Origin of the sequence: Blautia faecis, from assembly GCF_020554845.1 — a bacterium.
Taxonomy (GTDB): domain Bacteria; phylum Bacillota; class Clostridia; order Lachnospirales; family Lachnospiraceae; genus Blautia_A; species Blautia_A faecis.
The window spans coordinates 63,266-80,944 of record NZ_JAJCIA010000008.1; the positions used below are offsets into that span (position 1 = coordinate 63,266).

Annotated in this window: 12 protein-coding genes and 2 pseudogenes; 13 read left to right on the forward strand and 1 reads right to left on the reverse strand. The window is 43.3% G+C overall.

The features are described 5' to 3' along the window. The first annotated feature begins 193 nt into the window (after positions 1-193). From LIZ66_RS06050 to LIZ66_RS06085, 8 genes are all read left to right on the forward strand, one after another. Positions 194-1,669 carry an FGGY-family carbohydrate kinase gene (locus tag LIZ66_RS06050; RefSeq protein WP_173770811.1) on the forward strand — a complete coding sequence of 492 codons (1,476 nt, stop codon included), beginning with the start codon at positions 194-196 and terminating at the stop codon, positions 1,667-1,669. 109 nt (positions 1,670-1,778) lie between these two features. Beyond that, on the forward strand, positions 1,779-3,242 hold the full coding sequence (locus tag LIZ66_RS06055; protein WP_173715707.1) for a sialate O-acetylesterase: 1,464 nt from the start codon (positions 1,779-1,781) through the stop codon (positions 3,240-3,242). Positions 3,243-3,377: 135 nt separating this feature from the next. After that, positions 3,378-4,043 (forward strand): aspartate/glutamate racemase family protein, encoded by a 666-nt coding sequence (locus LIZ66_RS06060; protein ID WP_173715708.1) that lies wholly within the window; start codon positions 3,378-3,380, stop codon positions 4,041-4,043. Positions 4,044-4,294: 251 nt separating this feature from the next. After that, positions 4,295-5,575: an ABC transporter substrate-binding protein gene (locus LIZ66_RS06065; RefSeq protein ID WP_173770810.1), complete on the forward strand. Its 1,281-nt coding sequence runs from the start codon at positions 4,295-4,297 to the stop codon at positions 5,573-5,575. A 105-nt stretch (positions 5,576-5,680) separates the two neighbouring features. Further along, positions 5,681-6,565 carry a carbohydrate ABC transporter permease gene (locus LIZ66_RS06070; protein ID WP_173715710.1) on the forward strand — a complete coding sequence of 295 codons (885 nt, stop codon included), beginning with the start codon at positions 5,681-5,683 and terminating at the stop codon, positions 6,563-6,565. 91 nt (positions 6,566-6,656) lie between these two features. Further along, complete coding sequence (locus LIZ66_RS06075; RefSeq protein WP_306797069.1) at positions 6,657-7,373, forward strand: carbohydrate ABC transporter permease; 717 nt, start codon at positions 6,657-6,659, stop codon at positions 7,371-7,373. 21 nt (positions 7,374-7,394) lie between these two features. Beyond that, a complete protein-coding gene (locus tag LIZ66_RS06080; protein WP_227200634.1) occupies positions 7,395-9,398 on the forward strand; it encodes a beta-galactosidase in 2,004 nt (667 codons plus the stop codon). A 113-nt stretch (positions 9,399-9,511) separates the two neighbouring features. After that, entirely contained in the window at positions 9,512-10,228 is a 717-nt protein-coding gene (locus LIZ66_RS06085) for a FadR/GntR family transcriptional regulator (protein ID WP_227200632.1), read from the forward strand. On the opposite strand, the pseudogene LIZ66_RS19105 reads toward LIZ66_RS06085, so the two are convergent. Then, positions 10,149-10,319: pseudogene (locus LIZ66_RS19105) on the reverse strand (DUF6783 domain-containing protein); the annotation flags it as partial. The gene LIZ66_RS06085 and the pseudogene LIZ66_RS19105 sit on opposite strands and share 80 nt — an antisense overlap. Between LIZ66_RS19105 and LIZ66_RS19110 the strand changes: the two are divergent. The 5 genes and pseudogenes from LIZ66_RS19110 (at position 10,257) to LIZ66_RS06105 (ending at position 17,672) form a co-directional block, all read left to right on the forward strand. Then, positions 10,257-10,415 (forward strand): annotated as a pseudogene (locus LIZ66_RS19110) (DUF6783 domain-containing protein). The pseudogenes LIZ66_RS19105 and LIZ66_RS19110 overlap by 63 nt on opposite strands. A gap of 112 nt (positions 10,416-10,527) precedes the next feature. Next, entirely contained in the window at positions 10,528-12,489 is a 1,962-nt protein-coding gene (locus LIZ66_RS06090; protein ID WP_173770807.1) for a glycoside hydrolase family 127 protein, read from the forward strand. Between the two features lie 133 nt (positions 12,490-12,622). After that, the gene (locus LIZ66_RS06095) at positions 12,623-14,050 is read left to right on the forward strand and encodes a four-carbon acid sugar kinase family protein (protein ID WP_195392106.1); all 1,428 of its coding nucleotides are present in this window, start codon (positions 12,623-12,625) and stop codon (positions 14,048-14,050) included. A 15-nt stretch (positions 14,051-14,065) separates the two neighbouring features. Continuing rightward, a complete protein-coding gene (locus LIZ66_RS06100; RefSeq protein WP_195392107.1) occupies positions 14,066-14,866 on the forward strand; it encodes a beta-keto acid cleavage family enzyme in 801 nt (266 codons plus the stop codon). A 160-nt stretch (positions 14,867-15,026) separates the two neighbouring features. Further along, the gene (locus LIZ66_RS06105; protein WP_227227636.1) at positions 15,027-17,672 is read left to right on the forward strand and encodes an alpha-L-rhamnosidase; all 2,646 of its coding nucleotides are present in this window, start codon (positions 15,027-15,029) and stop codon (positions 17,670-17,672) included. Positions 17,673-17,679: the final 7 nt, after the last annotated feature.

Below are 17,679 nucleotides of genomic sequence, written 5' to 3' on the forward strand. Positions count from 1 at the left end.
AATAAGAAACAAATTTAAGCGTGACTGACAGACTGCGTGGATGCAGAACCAGGATGCTGCTTAGAAGTGCTGCCCGATTGGGCGTGCTTCTGAGCAGTCTGGTCAGGCACGCTTATTATTTAGTTACAAAACAGACTTAAGGTACAGAGATATTGATTTTAGAGAATATAAAAGTTTTAAGAGGATAGTAAACATGGCAAAATATATTATTAGTATTGATCAGAGTACCCAGGGTACCAAGGCGCTCCTTTTCGATGAGACAGGAAGCATTATGCGCCGTACTGACCGCCCTCACAGGCAGATCATCAATGAAAAGGGCTGGGTTTCCCATGATCCAGAGGAAATTTACAGCAATGTTCTGGAGGTTGTGAAAGAACTTCTGGAGGGGGTAGAGAAGGAATATGTAGTTGGGCTGGGAATCAGTAACCAGCGTGAAACTTCTCTTGCATGGAATCGCGTCACCGGTAAGCCTTACGGAAATGCAGTTGTATGGCAGTGCGCCCGTGCCGTGGATATCTGTGCACGTGTGGAAAAGGCTGGGGCAGCAGAGCTGATCCGCCAGAAAACAGGAATGAATCTTTCCCCTTATTTTCCGGCTTCCAAGATCGCATGGCTTCTGGAAAATGAAGCGGGTGCAAAAGCGGCGGCAGAGCGTCATGAAATCTGCCATGGCACTATTGACAGCTGGCTGGTTTACAAGCTGACAGGGGGCAAAGAATACAGAACAGATTATTCCAATGCTTCCAGAACACAGCTTTTCAATATTTTTGATCTGAAATGGGATGAAGAAATTTGCGGATTATTTGGTATTGATCCGGCAAATATGGCAGAGGTTACGGATTCCGATGCCTGCTTCGGCGAAACGGATTTCGAGGGACTTCTTCCTCATAAGATTCCAATCCATGGCGTAATGGGCGATTCCCATGGCTCTCTTTTTGGACAGGGATGTTTGCAGCCTGGTATGATCAAATCCACTTATGGAACCGGTTCTTCTATTATGATGAATATTGGGGAGAAGCCGATTCTCAGTACTCATGGGGTTGTTACTTCTCTTGCGTGGAAAATCGGCGGCAAGGTTAACTATGTGCTTGAAGGCAATCTGAACTATACAGGCGCTGTGATTACCTGGCTGAAGGACGATCTTCAGATCATTTCTTCTCCTGGAGAAACCGGTAAATTGGCGAAAGAAGCCATTCAGGAGGACAGCCTGTATCTGGTTCCTGCATTCAGCGGTCTTGGCGCTCCTTACTGGGACAGCGAGGCGAGAGCTTCTGTTGTAGGCATGAGCCGTACTACCCGCAAGGCTGAGTTTGTAAGAGCGGCACTTGAATGTATTGCCTATCAGATTACAGATGTTGTACAGGCTATGTCTGAGGACGCTGGTGTTCCGGTGAAGGAGCTTCGCGTAGATGGCGGTCCGACCCGAAACGACTATCTGATGCAGTTCCAGAGCAATATTGCAGATGCCGGAGTACTGGTTCCGGATTCCGAGGAGCTTTCCGCTATCGGACCGGCCTATGCGGCAGGATTGCAGCTTGGTGTCTGGGATGAAAGTATTTTTGGAAAATTAAACCGCGTGTCCTATAAACCGGACATGGATGCCAAGAAACGGGAGCAGAAGTATGCTGGCTGGAAGAAGGCTGTGGCTTCGGTGATTACAAACAAATAATTCAGATTCATGGTAAAGTGTTTTTTTTAAGTTCTAAAATAGGCCCCATAATCAGTTGTTCCTGGCGAGCAAGGTTTATGGGGCTGAAATTTATGTGGAGGAAACAGTTATGTATGGCATTACACTTATGTCAAGACCATCAGATTGGGAAATTATACAGCAAAAAGAAGGCAAGGGGAGCGTCTTTCTAAATGGAAAATTTTCGGTACATCCGGCAGCTCTGGAGGTTGGAGTTGAACGTGTAATACCGCTGGTAAGAGTAATGAGTGAAGATGATAATATGGCGGTGATTCCGTGGACGAATGCAGATCATTTTACTTATAATGAAAATTTTCAGGGAGAATTCGATGTAACGTTAGACATTCCGGCTGGGGGACCATATAGAATTGACACTGGGCTTGAAACCAAAAGTACTACCCCGGATCTGACATGGGTCTACCGGGGGGATTGTGTGCTTCACATCGGAGTTGGAAATCTGTTTATTATTGCAGGCCAGTCAAATTCAGCTGGATATAGCCGGGATTTTTGTCTGGATCCTCCAAGTATGGATGTACATTTATACAGAAACAGGAGTCAGTGGGATATAGCCAGTCATCCAATGAATGAGAATACATATGCGGAGACATGTGCGAATGAAGAAATGGGAGTATCAGGAGTTTCACCCTATCTTGCATTTGGAAAAAAATATGCGCAAATATCTAATATGCCGGTTGGATTGGTTCAGACGTCTCTTGGTGGCTCCCCTATGGCTCGCTGGAACCCGGAAAATGGAGATTTGTATCAAAATATGATAGATAAAATCCATGAAACAGGGGACCGTTGTGCAGGAATTTTGTGGTATCAGGGGTGTTCAGATACAGATCCGGAACCGGCAAAAAAATATTTTGAGCATTTTTACAGCTTTGTAATGGCAGTGCGCAAAGAACTGGACTACCAGGTTCCATTTTTTACCATGCAGTTAAACCGGCAAATTAATGGAAGGAATGATGACTGCTGGGGTATGGTTCGTGATGCACAGGCGAGAGCTGCAAGAGAGATTCCTGGCGTATCTGTTTTGACAACATCTAATTTAAGTTTATGTGATGATATTCATAATACGGCACATGCGAATGTGGCTTTAGGAGAAAAACTGGCAAAACAGTGTGCATTTGTATTAAACGGACTGGAAGAATACCAGCCGCCGGAAGTGATCAAAGTTGAAAGAGTAAATGAGGATGAAAAAGAAAAATTTCAGCTGGAGGGAAACAGAATCTGGCTGAAGCTTACGTGTGTACATGTGAAAAATTGTTTTTTACTGTATTCGACAGCAGGAAAGGACAGTGGATTTACGCTTACGGATAGTAAAGGAAATGTGGAAATTCTTCATATACGCGGTAATAGAGAAAATAAAAATCATTTGTATCTTGAATTAGCCCGTGAAGTGGAAGATGAGGCAGAACTTTCATTTGCCTGGCAGGCAGATCCAATAAAACACCCACCTGTTGATGAAGTGACGTTTTTACCACTTCTGTCATTTTATAAAAGCCATATAAATCTGACAATAAACAAAGAATTTAGACTTGACGTTAAATGAATATAATCGTATGATTTTAAAATATATCTGAGAAGCGGATTATGAATAACCGCTTGACTTGATAACGTGGAAGTTTAACTGTTAAAATATTTGAGTTATATAAATTTATAGAAGCGGTGAAGGGAGAAATATAGAATGAAATTAGGAATTGTTTATACCAGCACAACACCAGAACTTATTGAGTGCGTAAATGAAGAAATCAGAAAGAACCTTGGAGATACACCGGAGATCCTCAACTATCAAGATCCATCCATTCTTGCTGAAGTAAGAGAGCATGGTTATGTAACAGCAGGAGCTGCAGCACGCCTTGTCGGAATGTACATGCAGGCTGTTTCTGACGGAGCGGATGTAATTTTAAACTGCTGCTCTTCTGTTGGAGAAGTTGCAGATGCCGCACAGAATATCGGACGCTACACAGGTATCCCGATTGTTCGAATTGATGAGGAAATGTGCCGCGAGGCTGTCCGCCTTGGGAAGAGAGTAGGAGTTCTGGCCACTCTTCCTACCACACTGGAGCCTACTAAGAATACAGTTTCACGCGTGGCAAGAGAAATGAACAGCCATGTAGAATTGGTTGACGGACTTGTAGACGCATTCGGTGCAGACCAGAATAAATTTAAAGCACTTCTTTGTGCAAAGGCAGAAGAAATCGCAGATCAGGTAGATGTGATTCTTTTGGCTCAGGGATCTATGGCATATGCAGAAGATGCAATTCATGAGAAAATCGGTAAGCCGGTACTTTCCAGCCCTCGCTTCGGAGCTCAGGCACTTGCGAAAGCACTGCAGGAAAAAGGAATGTAAATAAGGTTTATAATAAGATATCCTGGGGTCTGTATCAAAGAAATAAGGTCTTTGATACAGGCTCTTTGAGTTGTTTGAGCATGACAATTTAGTGGATATATTTTGTACAAATATTATGCAAAATTAACAAAAATATATGCGAAAAATCAGTTGGTATTCAGAGTTTACAAACTCTATTCAGGATGTTAATATAATGGCAACAAGTTAAACATCCTACGTTATACGTAATAGAAAGGACAAAGGTGAAAAAAATGAGAAAGAAAGTATCTCGTGTAGCAATTAGTATGTGTGCAGTAGCAAGCATGGTATTGAGTGTAGCTGCACCGGCAATGACAGTAGCAGCAGAGACAACAGATGAGCCGACAGAGATTACTGTGTGGGCATGGGATAAGAACATGAATGGTACAGCAATGGAGGTTGCAGACAGCCTGGATGACAACGTAAAAGTTAATTTCGTTGAAATGGCGAAAGCAGACTGCCTCCAGAAGATTCATACTGTACTGGCTTCTGGTGTAACAGACGATTTACCAGATATTGTTCTCATCAGTGATTTAAATGCGCAGGGTTATCTGATGTCTTATCCAGATGCATTTTTACCAATGGATGACTACATTTCTTATGATGATTTTGCCGCTTATAAAAAAGATATGCTTTCCTACGACGGTGCCGGATACGGAGTGCCTTTTGATACAGGCGTTGCCGGATTATTCTACCGTACAGACTATATGGAAGAAATCGGCGTAACAGACGAGGACATGCAGGACCTTACATGGGACGAGTACCTTGCACTTGGGGAGAAACTGAAAGAGAAAGGTCATATGCTTCAGACCTACAATCCGAACGATATCGCCGAATTCCAGATCATGCTTCAGTCTACTGGAAAATGGTTCACAGACAATGACGGAAATGCTGATTTCACAAATAACGATGCATTAAAAGAATGCTATGATGTATTCAAAAAACTGAACGAATCTGATTTCTGCCAGGTAGTAAGTGACTGGACCGGATTTGCAGGAGCAATCAATAATGGTGATGTTGCCTGTGTTATGAGAGGAAGCTGGATCACATCTACTATTATGAGCGCTGATGATCAGAGCGGAAAATGGAAAATGGCTCCTATCCCGAAGATGAGCACAGATGGTGCTACACATTATTCCAACCAGGGTGGTTCAAGCTGGTTTGTACTGAAGAACTCCAAGAACGCAGATGCTGCAGCAAAATTCCTTGCTGATACATTTGGCGGAAGCACAGAGCTTTATGATTCTCTTATGAAGAGCAATAATATTATCGGAACCTACCTTCCGGCGGCTGATATTGAAGCAGTTAATACTGAATCTGAATTCTTCAGTGGACAGCAGATCAATAAAACACTGGTCGATTGGGAAGCTCAGATTCCATCTGTAAATACTGGCGCATTTAGCGCAGAAGCCCAGAGCGCATTACTTGCAGTGACTCCTAACATCCTTAATGGCAGCGATCTGGATACTGAATTAGCAGCAGCAGAAGAGCAGTTTAACCAGACTATTCAGTAAATAAACGTAAAGAAGATAGTTAAAATAAAGAAATTAAGGGGGCGGAGTGATTCGCCCCTTTTCTAAAATAAAAAGATAATGGATATAGAACGGAAAGGAGATTCCATGAAAGGTAGCACATTGGAAAAAAAGAATTCCCGTATTGGCTGGACAATGGTAATTATTGCTTCTGTGCTGATTCTGGCATTTAGTTATATCCCTATGGTGCAGGCATTTCTTTTATCCTTAAAAACAGGAAAAGGAAATAATCTGACCTTTGGCGGCGTAGCCAACTATGTAAGAATGCTTAATGATACCGGGTTTAAAACAACGATTGGTAATACATTATTTTATGCAGTGATCCAGATCCCGATCATGTTGCTTCTTGCATTATTAGTTGCTGTCTTATTGAATTCTGAAACCTTAAAACTGAAAGGCTTTTACAGAACCTGCATCTTTCTGCCATGCGTAACTTCTCCTATTTCTTACGCAATTCTGTTTAAGAATATTTTTGCAACAGATGGAGTTGTGAACCATGTTCTGTTATCACTTGGACTGATTAATTCCCCAATTGCATTTATTTTGGATCCTGTCTGGGCAAAATTTGTTATCATCATTGCTCTGATCTGGCGTTATTCCGGATACTATATGATCTTCTTTTTATCTGCATTGCAAAATACAGATAAGTCAGTATATGAAGCTGCCAAAATTGATGGTGCTAATTTCAGACAGTCCTTCTTCAAGATCACAATGCCGATCTTGAAGCCAATTATTTTCCTTACCAGCATTATGGCAGTAACCAACACACTTCAGCTGTTTGACGAGGTTGTAAATCTGACTGGAGGCGGTCCTGGAAATGCAACCAGAACTATTTCCGAGTACATTTACGATCTGTCCTTTAACTATGTTCCGAATTATGGATATGCAGCTGCTGTTTCTTATGTGGTCCTGGTGATCATTGTACTTATTACAATCGTTCAGAAGAAAGTGACAGGTGATCATGATGAATAAAAAACATTTAATTGGTGAAGGTTTTAAACATGTATTTTTGATGACATTGTCATTACTTTGTGTATTCCCATTTTACTGGATGATTGTAGGAATGACAAATAGCTCTGCTGACATTACCATGGGAAAACTCACCTTTGGAAATAAACTGGCAGAAAATGTTACAAATGCTTTTAACTATTCCAATCTGTGGAGAGCATTTGGAAACTCCCTTTTACTGGCGGTAATCGTTACCGGTATAGGTCTTTTAATCTGCTCCATTGCAGGTTATGCCTTTGTTGTATTTCCAAGCCGCGGAAAGGAAATTCTTTTTCTTGCGCTGATCGCATCCATGATGGTACCTTTTGCAGCAAAGATTATTCCAATGTTCCGTATGTTTTCCAAAATGGGACTTTTAAACAATTATCTGGCAATTATTCTTCCGGCAATCGGTTCTCCGTTTTTGATTTTCTTCTTTAAGCAGAATGCCTATTCCTTCCCGAAGGATACGCTGGAAGCAGCCAGAATGGACGGACTGAATGAATATCAGATCTTTTTCAAAATTTTTATGCCAATGATGAAGTCCACATATGCAGCAGCCGGAATATTCATGTTCATGGCAAGCTGGAACAACTACATGTGGCCTCTGATCGCACTGCAGAGTGATACGAAATTTACACTGCCGCTGGTTGTAGCAAACCTTGCCTCCGGATTTACACCGGATTACGGTATGACAATGGTTGGTATTGTGCTTTCCACATTGCCTACAATTATTGTATTCTTTACCTTACAGAAATCCTTCGTTGAAGGTATGACAGGATCTGTTAAATAAAAATGTGAAGGAGATGCAGGCATGAAAGGTCAAAAAATAAAAGAACTCTATTTTGGTGGAGATTATAACCCGGACCAGTGGGATGAAGCTACAATCCGCCAGGACATGGAATATTTTAAGAAATGTCATATCAACTATGTAGCACTTCCAGTTTTTTCCTGGGCTAAGCTAGAGCCACAGGAAGGAGTTTATAACTTTGAATGGCTGGACAAGATTCTGGACATTCTCTGGGAAAATAGAATTTATGTATGCCTTGCTACTTCTACTGCTGCACAGCCGGAATGGATGAGCAAGAAATATCCGGAAATCATGCCTGTAGACAACAACGGGCTGAAACGTACTCATGGAATGAGAAATTTTTACTGCGTAAACAGTGAAAAATACAGAGAAAGAGCAGCAGCTCTGGCAGAGCAGATGGCACTTCGTTACAAAGATTATCCGGGGCTTGTTGCATGGCATGTGGCAAATGAATACAGCACATTCTGTCACTGTGAGAACTGCGAAAAGAAGTTCCGTGTATGGCTGAAAAAGAAATACGGAACCACAGAAGAACTGAATAAGAGATGGAATACTTCTTTCTGGGGAAGAACGGTTTATGATTTTGACACGATCATGCTTCCTACAGAACGCAATGATGATGACAGGTTTTTCCCGGCAAAACAGCTGGATTACCAGCGCTTTGTTACAGATACAACAGAGGAGTGTTTTTTGAATGAGGCAAACGTGCTTCGCAGAATTACTCCTGATATTCCGGTGTTCAGCAATATTTCCGGATTTATTAAAAAACTGAATCAGTTCCAGCTGACCAGAAATATGGACATTGTAGGATGGGATAACTATCCGTCCCCAAAAGATGATGCAGCATTTCCGGCATTAAAGCATGATATTATGAGAGGACTGAAGGACGGTGCTTCTTACATGGTCGCGGAGCAGTCCCCGAACCAGCAAAATTGGCAGCCATGTAACAAGCTGAAGCGACCGGGAGAGGTAAGACTTCTGGCATATCAGGGAATTGCCCATGGCGCTGACAGCTCCTTATATTTTCAAATGCGTCAGTCCGTTGGAGGACAGGAAAAGTTCCATGGCGCAGTTATTTCCCATGCAGGAACTGATGACACCAGAATTTTCAGGGAGTTTGAGCAGTTGGGAGCTGAGCTTCATCAGCTTGGTGGACAGATTCTGGATGCGAGAACAAATGCCGATGTAGGAATTCTCTTTGACTGGGACAACTGGTGGGCACTGGAGCTTTGCAGCGGCCCAACTAAGGATATGGATTACCTGCTTCAGGTGGCTCATTATTATCGTGCATTCCACAAGCAGAACATAGCTGTGGACATTGTGAAATTCACAAGTAATCTGGATTCCTATAAGGTTGTAGTTGCACCTCTTGCATACATGATAAAGCCTGGATTTGCAGAGCGATTGACTAAATTTGTGGAAAACGGCGGAACACTGATTGGAACCTATATGACAGGCCTTGCAGATGAAACAGACCGCTGCATCTTTGGAGCATATCCGGGTCCGCTTCGCAATGTATTTGGGCTGTGGGTGGAAGAGACAGATGCACTTTATCCGGAAGAAACCAATCAGATTATTTTGAACGAAAATAAGGAAGCCTACAGCTGCAGCTTCCTGTGCGACCGTCTCAGACTGGAAAATGCAAAGGCATTTGGAACTTATGGAAGTGATTTCTATGCAGGAGAGCCTTGTGTCACAGTAAACGAATACGGAAAAGGAAAAGCATATTATCTTGGAACACAGCCGGATGAGGCATTCTTGAAGATATTTGTTCATAAGGTATGCGAGGAGACGAATGTGCATCCGGTACTTCAGGTGGAAGAAGGTATTGAGGTAACCAGCAGAGAAAATGAAAACGGCAAATTCTATTTTGTCATGAATCATAACGCGGCAGAGAAACAGATAGTGCTTCCGGAAGGAAAATGGGAAAATCTGATTGGGGCACAGCCGGAAAATGAAAAACTAATTTTGAAAGCAAGAGATGTAGCTGTTTTAAAACGCCGATAAAGTAGTGTATAATAATACCAGAGTTAAAATACCGAAAATCGCAGGCTCCTGTGCAGTGCGATTTCCGGTGCTTATAATGCGGTATATATTATAAAAAGTCAGGGGGAGCAAATATGTCTGATAAGAAAAATTTTCTGAAAAAGCGGCTTCATAAAGACAGCGTTGTAAATCAGGTAGTGGAACAGATTACAGATTCGATTATTGCCGGAAACCTGCAACCAGGTGATAAACTTCCTACTGAGCCGGAGCTGTGTGAAAATTTTGGTATTGGAAGAAATTCTGTGCGTGAAGCCATTAAAATTCTGGAAGCGTATGGGGTGGTTTACATAAAAAGAGCGGAAGGAACCTTTGTAAACGATACCTATAATCATAAAATGTTAGACCCGATGCTGTACGGAATTCTTCTGGATAAGAATATGAGAATAGACATTATTCAGGTTCGTAAAGTTCTGGATACCGGAATGCTGTATCAGATTATAGGCGGAATCACCGATGAAAAGATGGACCATATTTTGAAGAAATTTGATAATCTGAAAACAGTTGTTTTGAGAGAAAATGTTACTGCCAAGCAGGTGTTGCAGGCTGATGTTGATTTTCATCTGACTCTTGTAGAAAGCACGGAAAATCCTATTTTATGCAACATACATGAGTATGTAGACCGAATTACCACTCCGTCCAGGGAAAAAACGGTGGAGCTGGTTCTGGAGAAGAATCAGAAAGAGACATTCATTCTGCTTCATCAAAAGATAATCAATCTTCTTCTGGAAAAAAATTATCAGAAGATCGAAAGCGTTCTGGAAGAGCATTATAAGTTCTGGGTAGAAGGCTAGAGCATGTTTGAAAAAGGCTTTCTGCAAGATGTGCGTCACAATTTGTGGGAGATTTTGTCCGGATGAGGGCGCCGTAGCGGGCTACGGCAACTGAATTCGGGCGAAATATACCGCAAAGTGGGGCGTGCAGATTGCGGGAATGCTTTTTCAAACACGCTCTAAGCCATGCGAAGAAAACATGACATAAAATAAAGAATGTGGACTTGAGATTTCCAAAAAAGAACTGTAAAATTTTTTATATCGTATAATGTGCAAGCAGTGTATTTATAACAAAACTGCACAATTAAAGGAGAAAAATCATGCTGACAGATACAACCAGATCCCCTTACGCGAAGGTACATGCGTTGGACGGGATGAAAGTAAAATGGACCGGCGGCCTTTGGAAGGAACGCTTTGACACCTGCGCCAACAGTACAGTGCCTCAGCTGAAGCACATGTTTGACAGCAAGGATATTAGCCATGTAGTAGAGAATTTCAAAATCTGCGCCGGAGATGCGCAGGGAGATTTTGACGGAACTGTTTTCGGAGACGGAGACTTTTATAAATGGATGGAATCTGCCATTTATACGGCTTATCAGACAGATAACCAGCTTCTGAAGGATGAGATTGAAAAATACATTGATCTCATCGGAAGAGCACAGCAGCCGGACGGTTATCTTTCCACCAAGCAGATCATTGGAGAAAGAAGCGGGAATGGCGTTTCCAGAATGGGAGATATTAACGATTTCGAGGTATACAACTTCGGACATATGTTTACAGCGGCCTGTGTACATAAAAGAATTACAGGTAAGGACAGCTTTCTTGCAATTGCAGCCAGAACAGCAGATTATCTGGAGCATCTGTATGAAGAGGCAGAACGCACAGGAGAGGTTCAGACTGCAGTTTGCCCTTCCCATTATATGGGACTTGTGGAAATGTATCGTACCACTGGCGAGGAACGTTATCTAAAGCTTGCAAAGCAGGCGATTGCGCTTCGTGACAGCGTAAAGAATGGCTTGGATGACAACCAGGATAAGATTCCGCTGAAGCAGCATGAGAAAATTCTTGGACATGCAGTTCGTGCCAATTATCTCTATGCAGGTGTGGCGGATCTTTGCCTGGAAGAGGAAGATTCGGATTATATTAAGGTTCTCCACAAAGTATGGAGAAGCCTTGTGGATAAAAAGCTTTATATAACAGGCGGATGTGGAGCATTGTATAACGGTGCCTCCCCCTATGGATACTTTTTTGATCATCAGCTTGTTCATCAGGCATATGGCTATGAATACCAGCTTCCGAATATCACAGCATACAATGAGACCTGCGCATCTCTTGGCGGTGTTTTCTGGGCATACCGCATGTTCCAGCTGGAGCCAAAGGCAGAGTACTTTGATATTCTGGAACGAATGATGCTGAATACCAACCTGGCTGCACTGAGCCTGGACGGAAAAAGATTTTTCTATGAAAATATGTTAAGACGCGCCAAGAAGCTTGATTATAAGCTGATCTGGCCACTTACAAGAAGTGAATATATTCTTAGCTACTGCTGTCCTCCAAATCTGGCGAGAACCATTGCCCAGTCCAGTGAATATGCATATCTTACATCTGATAACAGCGTATGGACCGGTATGTACGGTGCAAGTGAAGCTCAGGTGAAGCTGGAAAATGGAGGAGAATTCACACTGGTGCAGTCCACAGATTATCCGTTCGATGGAGCAATCCGCTTTACAGCAAAGAATGTGAAGGTAAATGCTCCTGTTCATTTGAGACTGCGTGTTCCGGGATGGGCTGCAGGCGGCTCTATTAAGGGCGCTGGCGCAGACCGTGAGCTGACAGCAGCTGATGCAGGAACCTATTTGGATATTCTTGTGGAGGATCTGCAAAACATGGATGTACAGCTGAATCTGGATATGAAGATTCGCTATACCGTTGCAAACAATATGGTAGAGGAAACAGTTGGACAGGCTGCCATTGAACGTGGACCGCTGGTATATTGCTGCGAGAGTGCAGATACCCATGCATCGACTTTGGATGATATTTATCTGGATCTGAATGCAGAGTTTGTTCCTGTTGAATTTGAAATCGAGGGAAGAAAAATGACAGCCCTTGAGACAGAGGAATATTCTATTGATCGTTCTGAATTTGACAGAAATGCACTGTATCAGCCGCTGAAATACCACGGTATGAGCAAAAAGCATGTACGCCTGATCCCATATTATGCGTGGGATAACCGTGACTATGGAGAAATGAGGATCTGGTTCCCTGTCGCATATGCCGTATAATAAATTGAGTTATCAAAACTGAGATATGAATGTAAAAAATCCTGCCGCGCAGAATTCGATGGCGGTGGAACGGTAAATGTCGCTCAATTTCTTATTATATTTTGAACGAACAGAATGGAGAGTTATAGAAACTATGGAATGCAAAATAATTCCTTTTTGGACTGCCGAGGAAAGAGACAGAACAGATACCGACAAAGCAGAAGCACTTCTTTCCCAGGCAATGGAAGGTTTTCATAAAAAACTGGTAGTACTGGATGATGATCCGACTGGTGTACAGACCGTTCATGATGTGTCTGTTTATACTGACTGGGAAGAAGAATCTATCCGCAAGGGCTTTGAGGAAAAAGAAGCTATGTTTTTTATCCTTACCAATTCACGAAGCTTTTCTGTGGAGGAAACTACAAAAGTTCATCAGGATATTGCCGCAAGAGTGGCGAAGGTTGCCAGAGAGCTGGGACAGGACTTCATGATCATTTCCCGTGGAGATTCCACACTGAGAGGTCACTATCCGCTGGAAACACAGCTTCTGGCAGATGGCCTGACAAAGAACGAGGGCGTTGTTATTGACGGGGAGATTATCTGTCCGTTTTTCCCGGAAGGCGGGCGCTATACAATGGATAATATCCATTACGTAAAAGAACAGGAAAATCTGGTTCCTGCCGGAATGACAGAGTTTGCAAAGGACAAGACCTTCGGCTACAAATCCTCCGACCTTACAGAATATGTGGAGGAAAAAACAGAAGGAAAGTACCATAAAGAGGACTGTATCACCATTTCCCTGGACGAGCTGAATGCTCTGGATGTGCAGGGAATTAAAGACAAGCTTATGTCTGCACAGAATATGGCGAAGATCATTGTGAACGCAGTATCCTATGCAGACCTGAAAGTTTTTTGCGCCGCACTTGTACTTGCAATGAAAGCTGGAAAGCATTATATGGCAAGAACTGCCGCTGCTTTTACCAAGGTGATGGGACGTATTTCAGATCAGCCCCTTCTGGGAAGAGCACAGCTGGAGGGCGATACAAAGAACGGAGGAATCGTTCTGATCGGTTCCCATGTAAAGAAGACCACAGACCAGCTGAACTGTTTGAAGAAACTAGACGGACAGGCTGATTTTATGGAATTTCAGGTAAATACCGTGTTCGAAGAAAATGGTCTGGAGAAAGAGGTAGAGAGAACGGTGAAGGCAGCAGAGGAGAAAATCCTGTCTGGAAGAACCGTTGTAATTTATACAAGCAGACAGCTTCTTGCGCCGGAGAATATGACTCCGGAAGAGAAACTGCATATTTCTGTAAAAATTTCCAATGCAGTGACCAGTATTATCGGAAAGCTTTCTGTGAAGCCGAAATTCATCATTGCAAAAGGCGGAATCACTTCATCTGACGTAGGAACCAAAGCTCTTCGCGTAAAGAAAGCCCGTGTTATGGGACAGGTGAAGAAAGGGATCCCGGTATGGATGACAGGAGAAGAAAGCAAATTCCCTGGAATGCCATACATTATTTTTCCGGGAAATGTGGGTGAAGTAAGTACGTTGAAGGAAATTGTAGAGGAATTGATCTGATTGGAGGTTTACATAATGAAAAAAGTAATTATATCTCTGGCACCTGTACAGGCAGGAACCAGTGTGGATGCAGTAAAACTTGCAGAGGATGTAGAGAAAAGCGTAAAACTTGGTGCTGCTATGTGTCACCTTCACTGTCGTAAACCAGACGGAAGCCTTACACCTGACATTTCTTATATGTCTGAGTGCTTTGACGAGATTCTGAAACGGACAGATGTGGTAGTTCAGGCGTCTACAGGCGGTGTTTCAGATATGAATATCCAGGATCGCTGCAATCCGCTTGACTACCCGAAGGTAGAGAGTGCGTCTCTTAACGGCGGAAGCACAAATCTTGGTGAGGCAGTATATATCAATTCCTTTGATGATATCCGTTATTGTGCAGATGCAGTTTATAAAAGAGGAATCCTTCCGGAAACAGAAGTTTTTGATATTGGAATGTTACATAACATGGCAGTGGTAAAATCTGAGCAGCCATTTGCGGACCCAATGCTGTTTAATCTGGTATTTGGTCACAAAGGCGGCATGCAGCCTACTCCGGAGATGCTGGCAGCTTTCCGTTCCTTTGTTCCATCTGATGCACTTTGGGGCGTTACACACTTTGGACGTGATAACTGGACATTTCTGGCTGCTGCAATTGCTATGGGAGCAACGGTAGTACGTGTTGGTTTTGAAGACAGCCACTATCTGGCAGAAGGTGTAGAGGCCGAGTACAACTGGCAGGTGGTTGAGAAACTGGTAAATCTGATCTGCGCTATGGGTCTGGAGCCAGCGACTCCGGATGAGGCAAGACAGATGTTGAATCTGAGAAAACGCTAAAATACGATTTAAAAATATAAAGTGTTGGATTGTAATTATTCAGTAGATGTTATTCTGCGAAGTGTGTGACCATGAAGGTACTGAACAGTTACGATATACTAAAGAAATATATGTCAGAAAGGATGGGTTAAAACAAATGTTGGCAATCAAGAAAATATATATGGATTATGAAACAGCCCCGGTTGGTGTTTCCCATATGCCCCAGTTTGCCTGGGAGCTTGTAAGCGATAAGAAAAATGTAAAACAGAAATCCTACGAATTTCAGATTGCAAAAGACGCTGATTTTACAGATCTGATCTATAACAGCGGAAAAACAGAGTCTGAGGAATCTGCACATGTTTATGCAGAAGATGCTTCACTGGAGAGCGGCAAGCGCTATTTTGTCCGCGCAAAAGCCAGTGATGGTCAGGAAGAAACGGACTGGAGCGAAACCGCATCTTTTGTAACTGCCCTTGCAGGAAAAAATGGTGAGTGGGAGGAAGGCGCACCAGCATGGAAAGCTCCTTTTGTATCCGCCGAAACTGACGATTCCTATAAGAACGTTTCCAAAGGAACCTATGTAAGAGGAACCTTTGAAATCAAAAAAGATATAAAAGAAGCCTATGCCTTTACTACAGCCCTTGGCCTGTATCAGTTTTACCTGAATGGCAAAAAAGTTGGTGAGGACGAGATGACACCGGGCTGGACATCCTATAGAAGACATCTCCTCTATCAGACCTATGATGTAACGGAATATCTGCAGAAGGGCATTAACGGTGCTGGAGCAATGCTGGCTCCAGGCTGGTATAAAGGTGTTATGGGGCTGACAAAAGCCCGTAACAACTATGGTGATCAGACGGCTTTTACTATGGAACTTCTGATTCGCTACACCGATGGAACAACAGAATCTGTTTATACGGATCCATCATGGAAAGGCTGCGATTCACCGGTGGTATTTGCAGAAATCTATGATGGTGAGACTTATGATGCAGCCCTTGAGATTCCGGACTGGTCAAAGGCAGAAACCACAAAAGGCGACTGGAAGCCGGTTCAGCTTGTATTCTTTGATACACAGGTTATGCGCGCGCAGTACGCTGCGAAGGTTCGTGTAATGGATCGTATTCCAGCGAAACGTATTTTCAAAACACCGGCAGGAGATACAGTTATTGATTTTGCCCAGAATATGGCAGGACGAATTGAAGTAACTGCAGCCGGAAAACCAGGCGATGTGATCGAACTTCACTGCTTCGAAGTTCTGGACAAAGATGGAAATGTATATCTGGACAATCTTCGTGCAGCCAAAGCAACGATGAAATATACTTTTGCAAGGGAAGAGACAGTTACCTGGCATCCGACTTTCACTTACATGGGATTTCAGTATGCGCTGATTGTTTCCTATCCAGGCGAGCCGAAAGCTGAGAATTTCACAGCCTGCACCCTTCACTCCAACATGGCTTCAAACGGAAGTCTGGAGTGTTCGAATCCGCTGCTGAACCAGTTGCATCACAATTTCCTGTGGGGGCTGAAGAGTAATTTCCTTGATGTACCTACAGACTGCCCGCAGCGTGATGAGCGTCTGGGATGGACTGGAGATGCGCAGATCTTCTGCCGTACCGCCACTTATCTGATGAATACATATACGTTCTATAAGAAATGGCTCCATGATCTGGAGGTTGATCAGACACCAGAGGGCGGTGTACCGCATGTTGTTCCGAACATTGAGGAAGGCCGTACAGATGGAAACTGGCTTCTCCGCCAGGGACCTCATTCCGCAGCAGCCTGGGCTGATGCAGCCATCATCAATCCATGGACCATGTATCTGATGTATGGTGATAAAGATATTCTGAAAAAACAGTACAACAGTATGAAGGGATGGATTGACTTCATGCGTGCCCATGCTGTTGATTATATCTGGAACTACAAGCTGCAGTTTGGTGACTGGGTTGCTCTTGATGCAGAGGAGGGCAGCTATTTCGGTGCAACACCAAATGACCTGACCTGTACTGCCTATTATGCATACTCTACCGGACTTTTTGTCCAGATGGCGAAAGCCCTTGGAAAAGAGGATGTGGCAGCAGAGTATGAGAAGCTTTATCATAAGATCGTAAAGAAATTCCAGGAGACCTTCTTCGATGCAGAAGGAAATATGACAGCACAGACACAGACCGCACATATTGTGGCACTGTATTTCCAGCTGACTCCTGAGAAATATATCACAAAAACCGTAGAAGGTCTGAAGCGCCTTCTGGACAAAGAAAACGGACATCTGGTTACCGGATTTGTGGGAACTCCGTATTTCTGTCATGCACTAAGCCAGAACCACGCTCTGAAGGAAGCCTATGACCTGCTTCTGAAGGAAGACTTCCCATCCTGGCTGTATCAGGTGAAAAAAGGTGCCACCACGATCTGGGAGCACTGGGATGGAATGAAGGATGACGGAAGCATGTGGAGTGCAGATATGAACTCCTTCAACCATTATGCTTATGGTGCTATTGGTGAGTGGATGTACCGTGCAATGGCCGGAATTGAAGCTGATCCGGAACATCCGGGCTTTAAACATGCGATACTCTATCCGCGTATTGGTGGAAATCTGAAGTACACTGCCGGAAAATATCATAGCATTTATGGTGATGTTGGTGTAAAATGGGAAGTCCAGGGGAAACAGATTACTTTAACTGTTCAGGTTCCGGTGAATACAACAGCAGAGATCCGTCTGGATCAGGCAAAAGCTGTTCTGGAAAGCGATGGACTGACATTTGCTAGGGAAGCAGACTATATGGCTGCCGAAGCGGGAAGCGGTACATACCATATCGCATTTGAACAGTAATCATAAC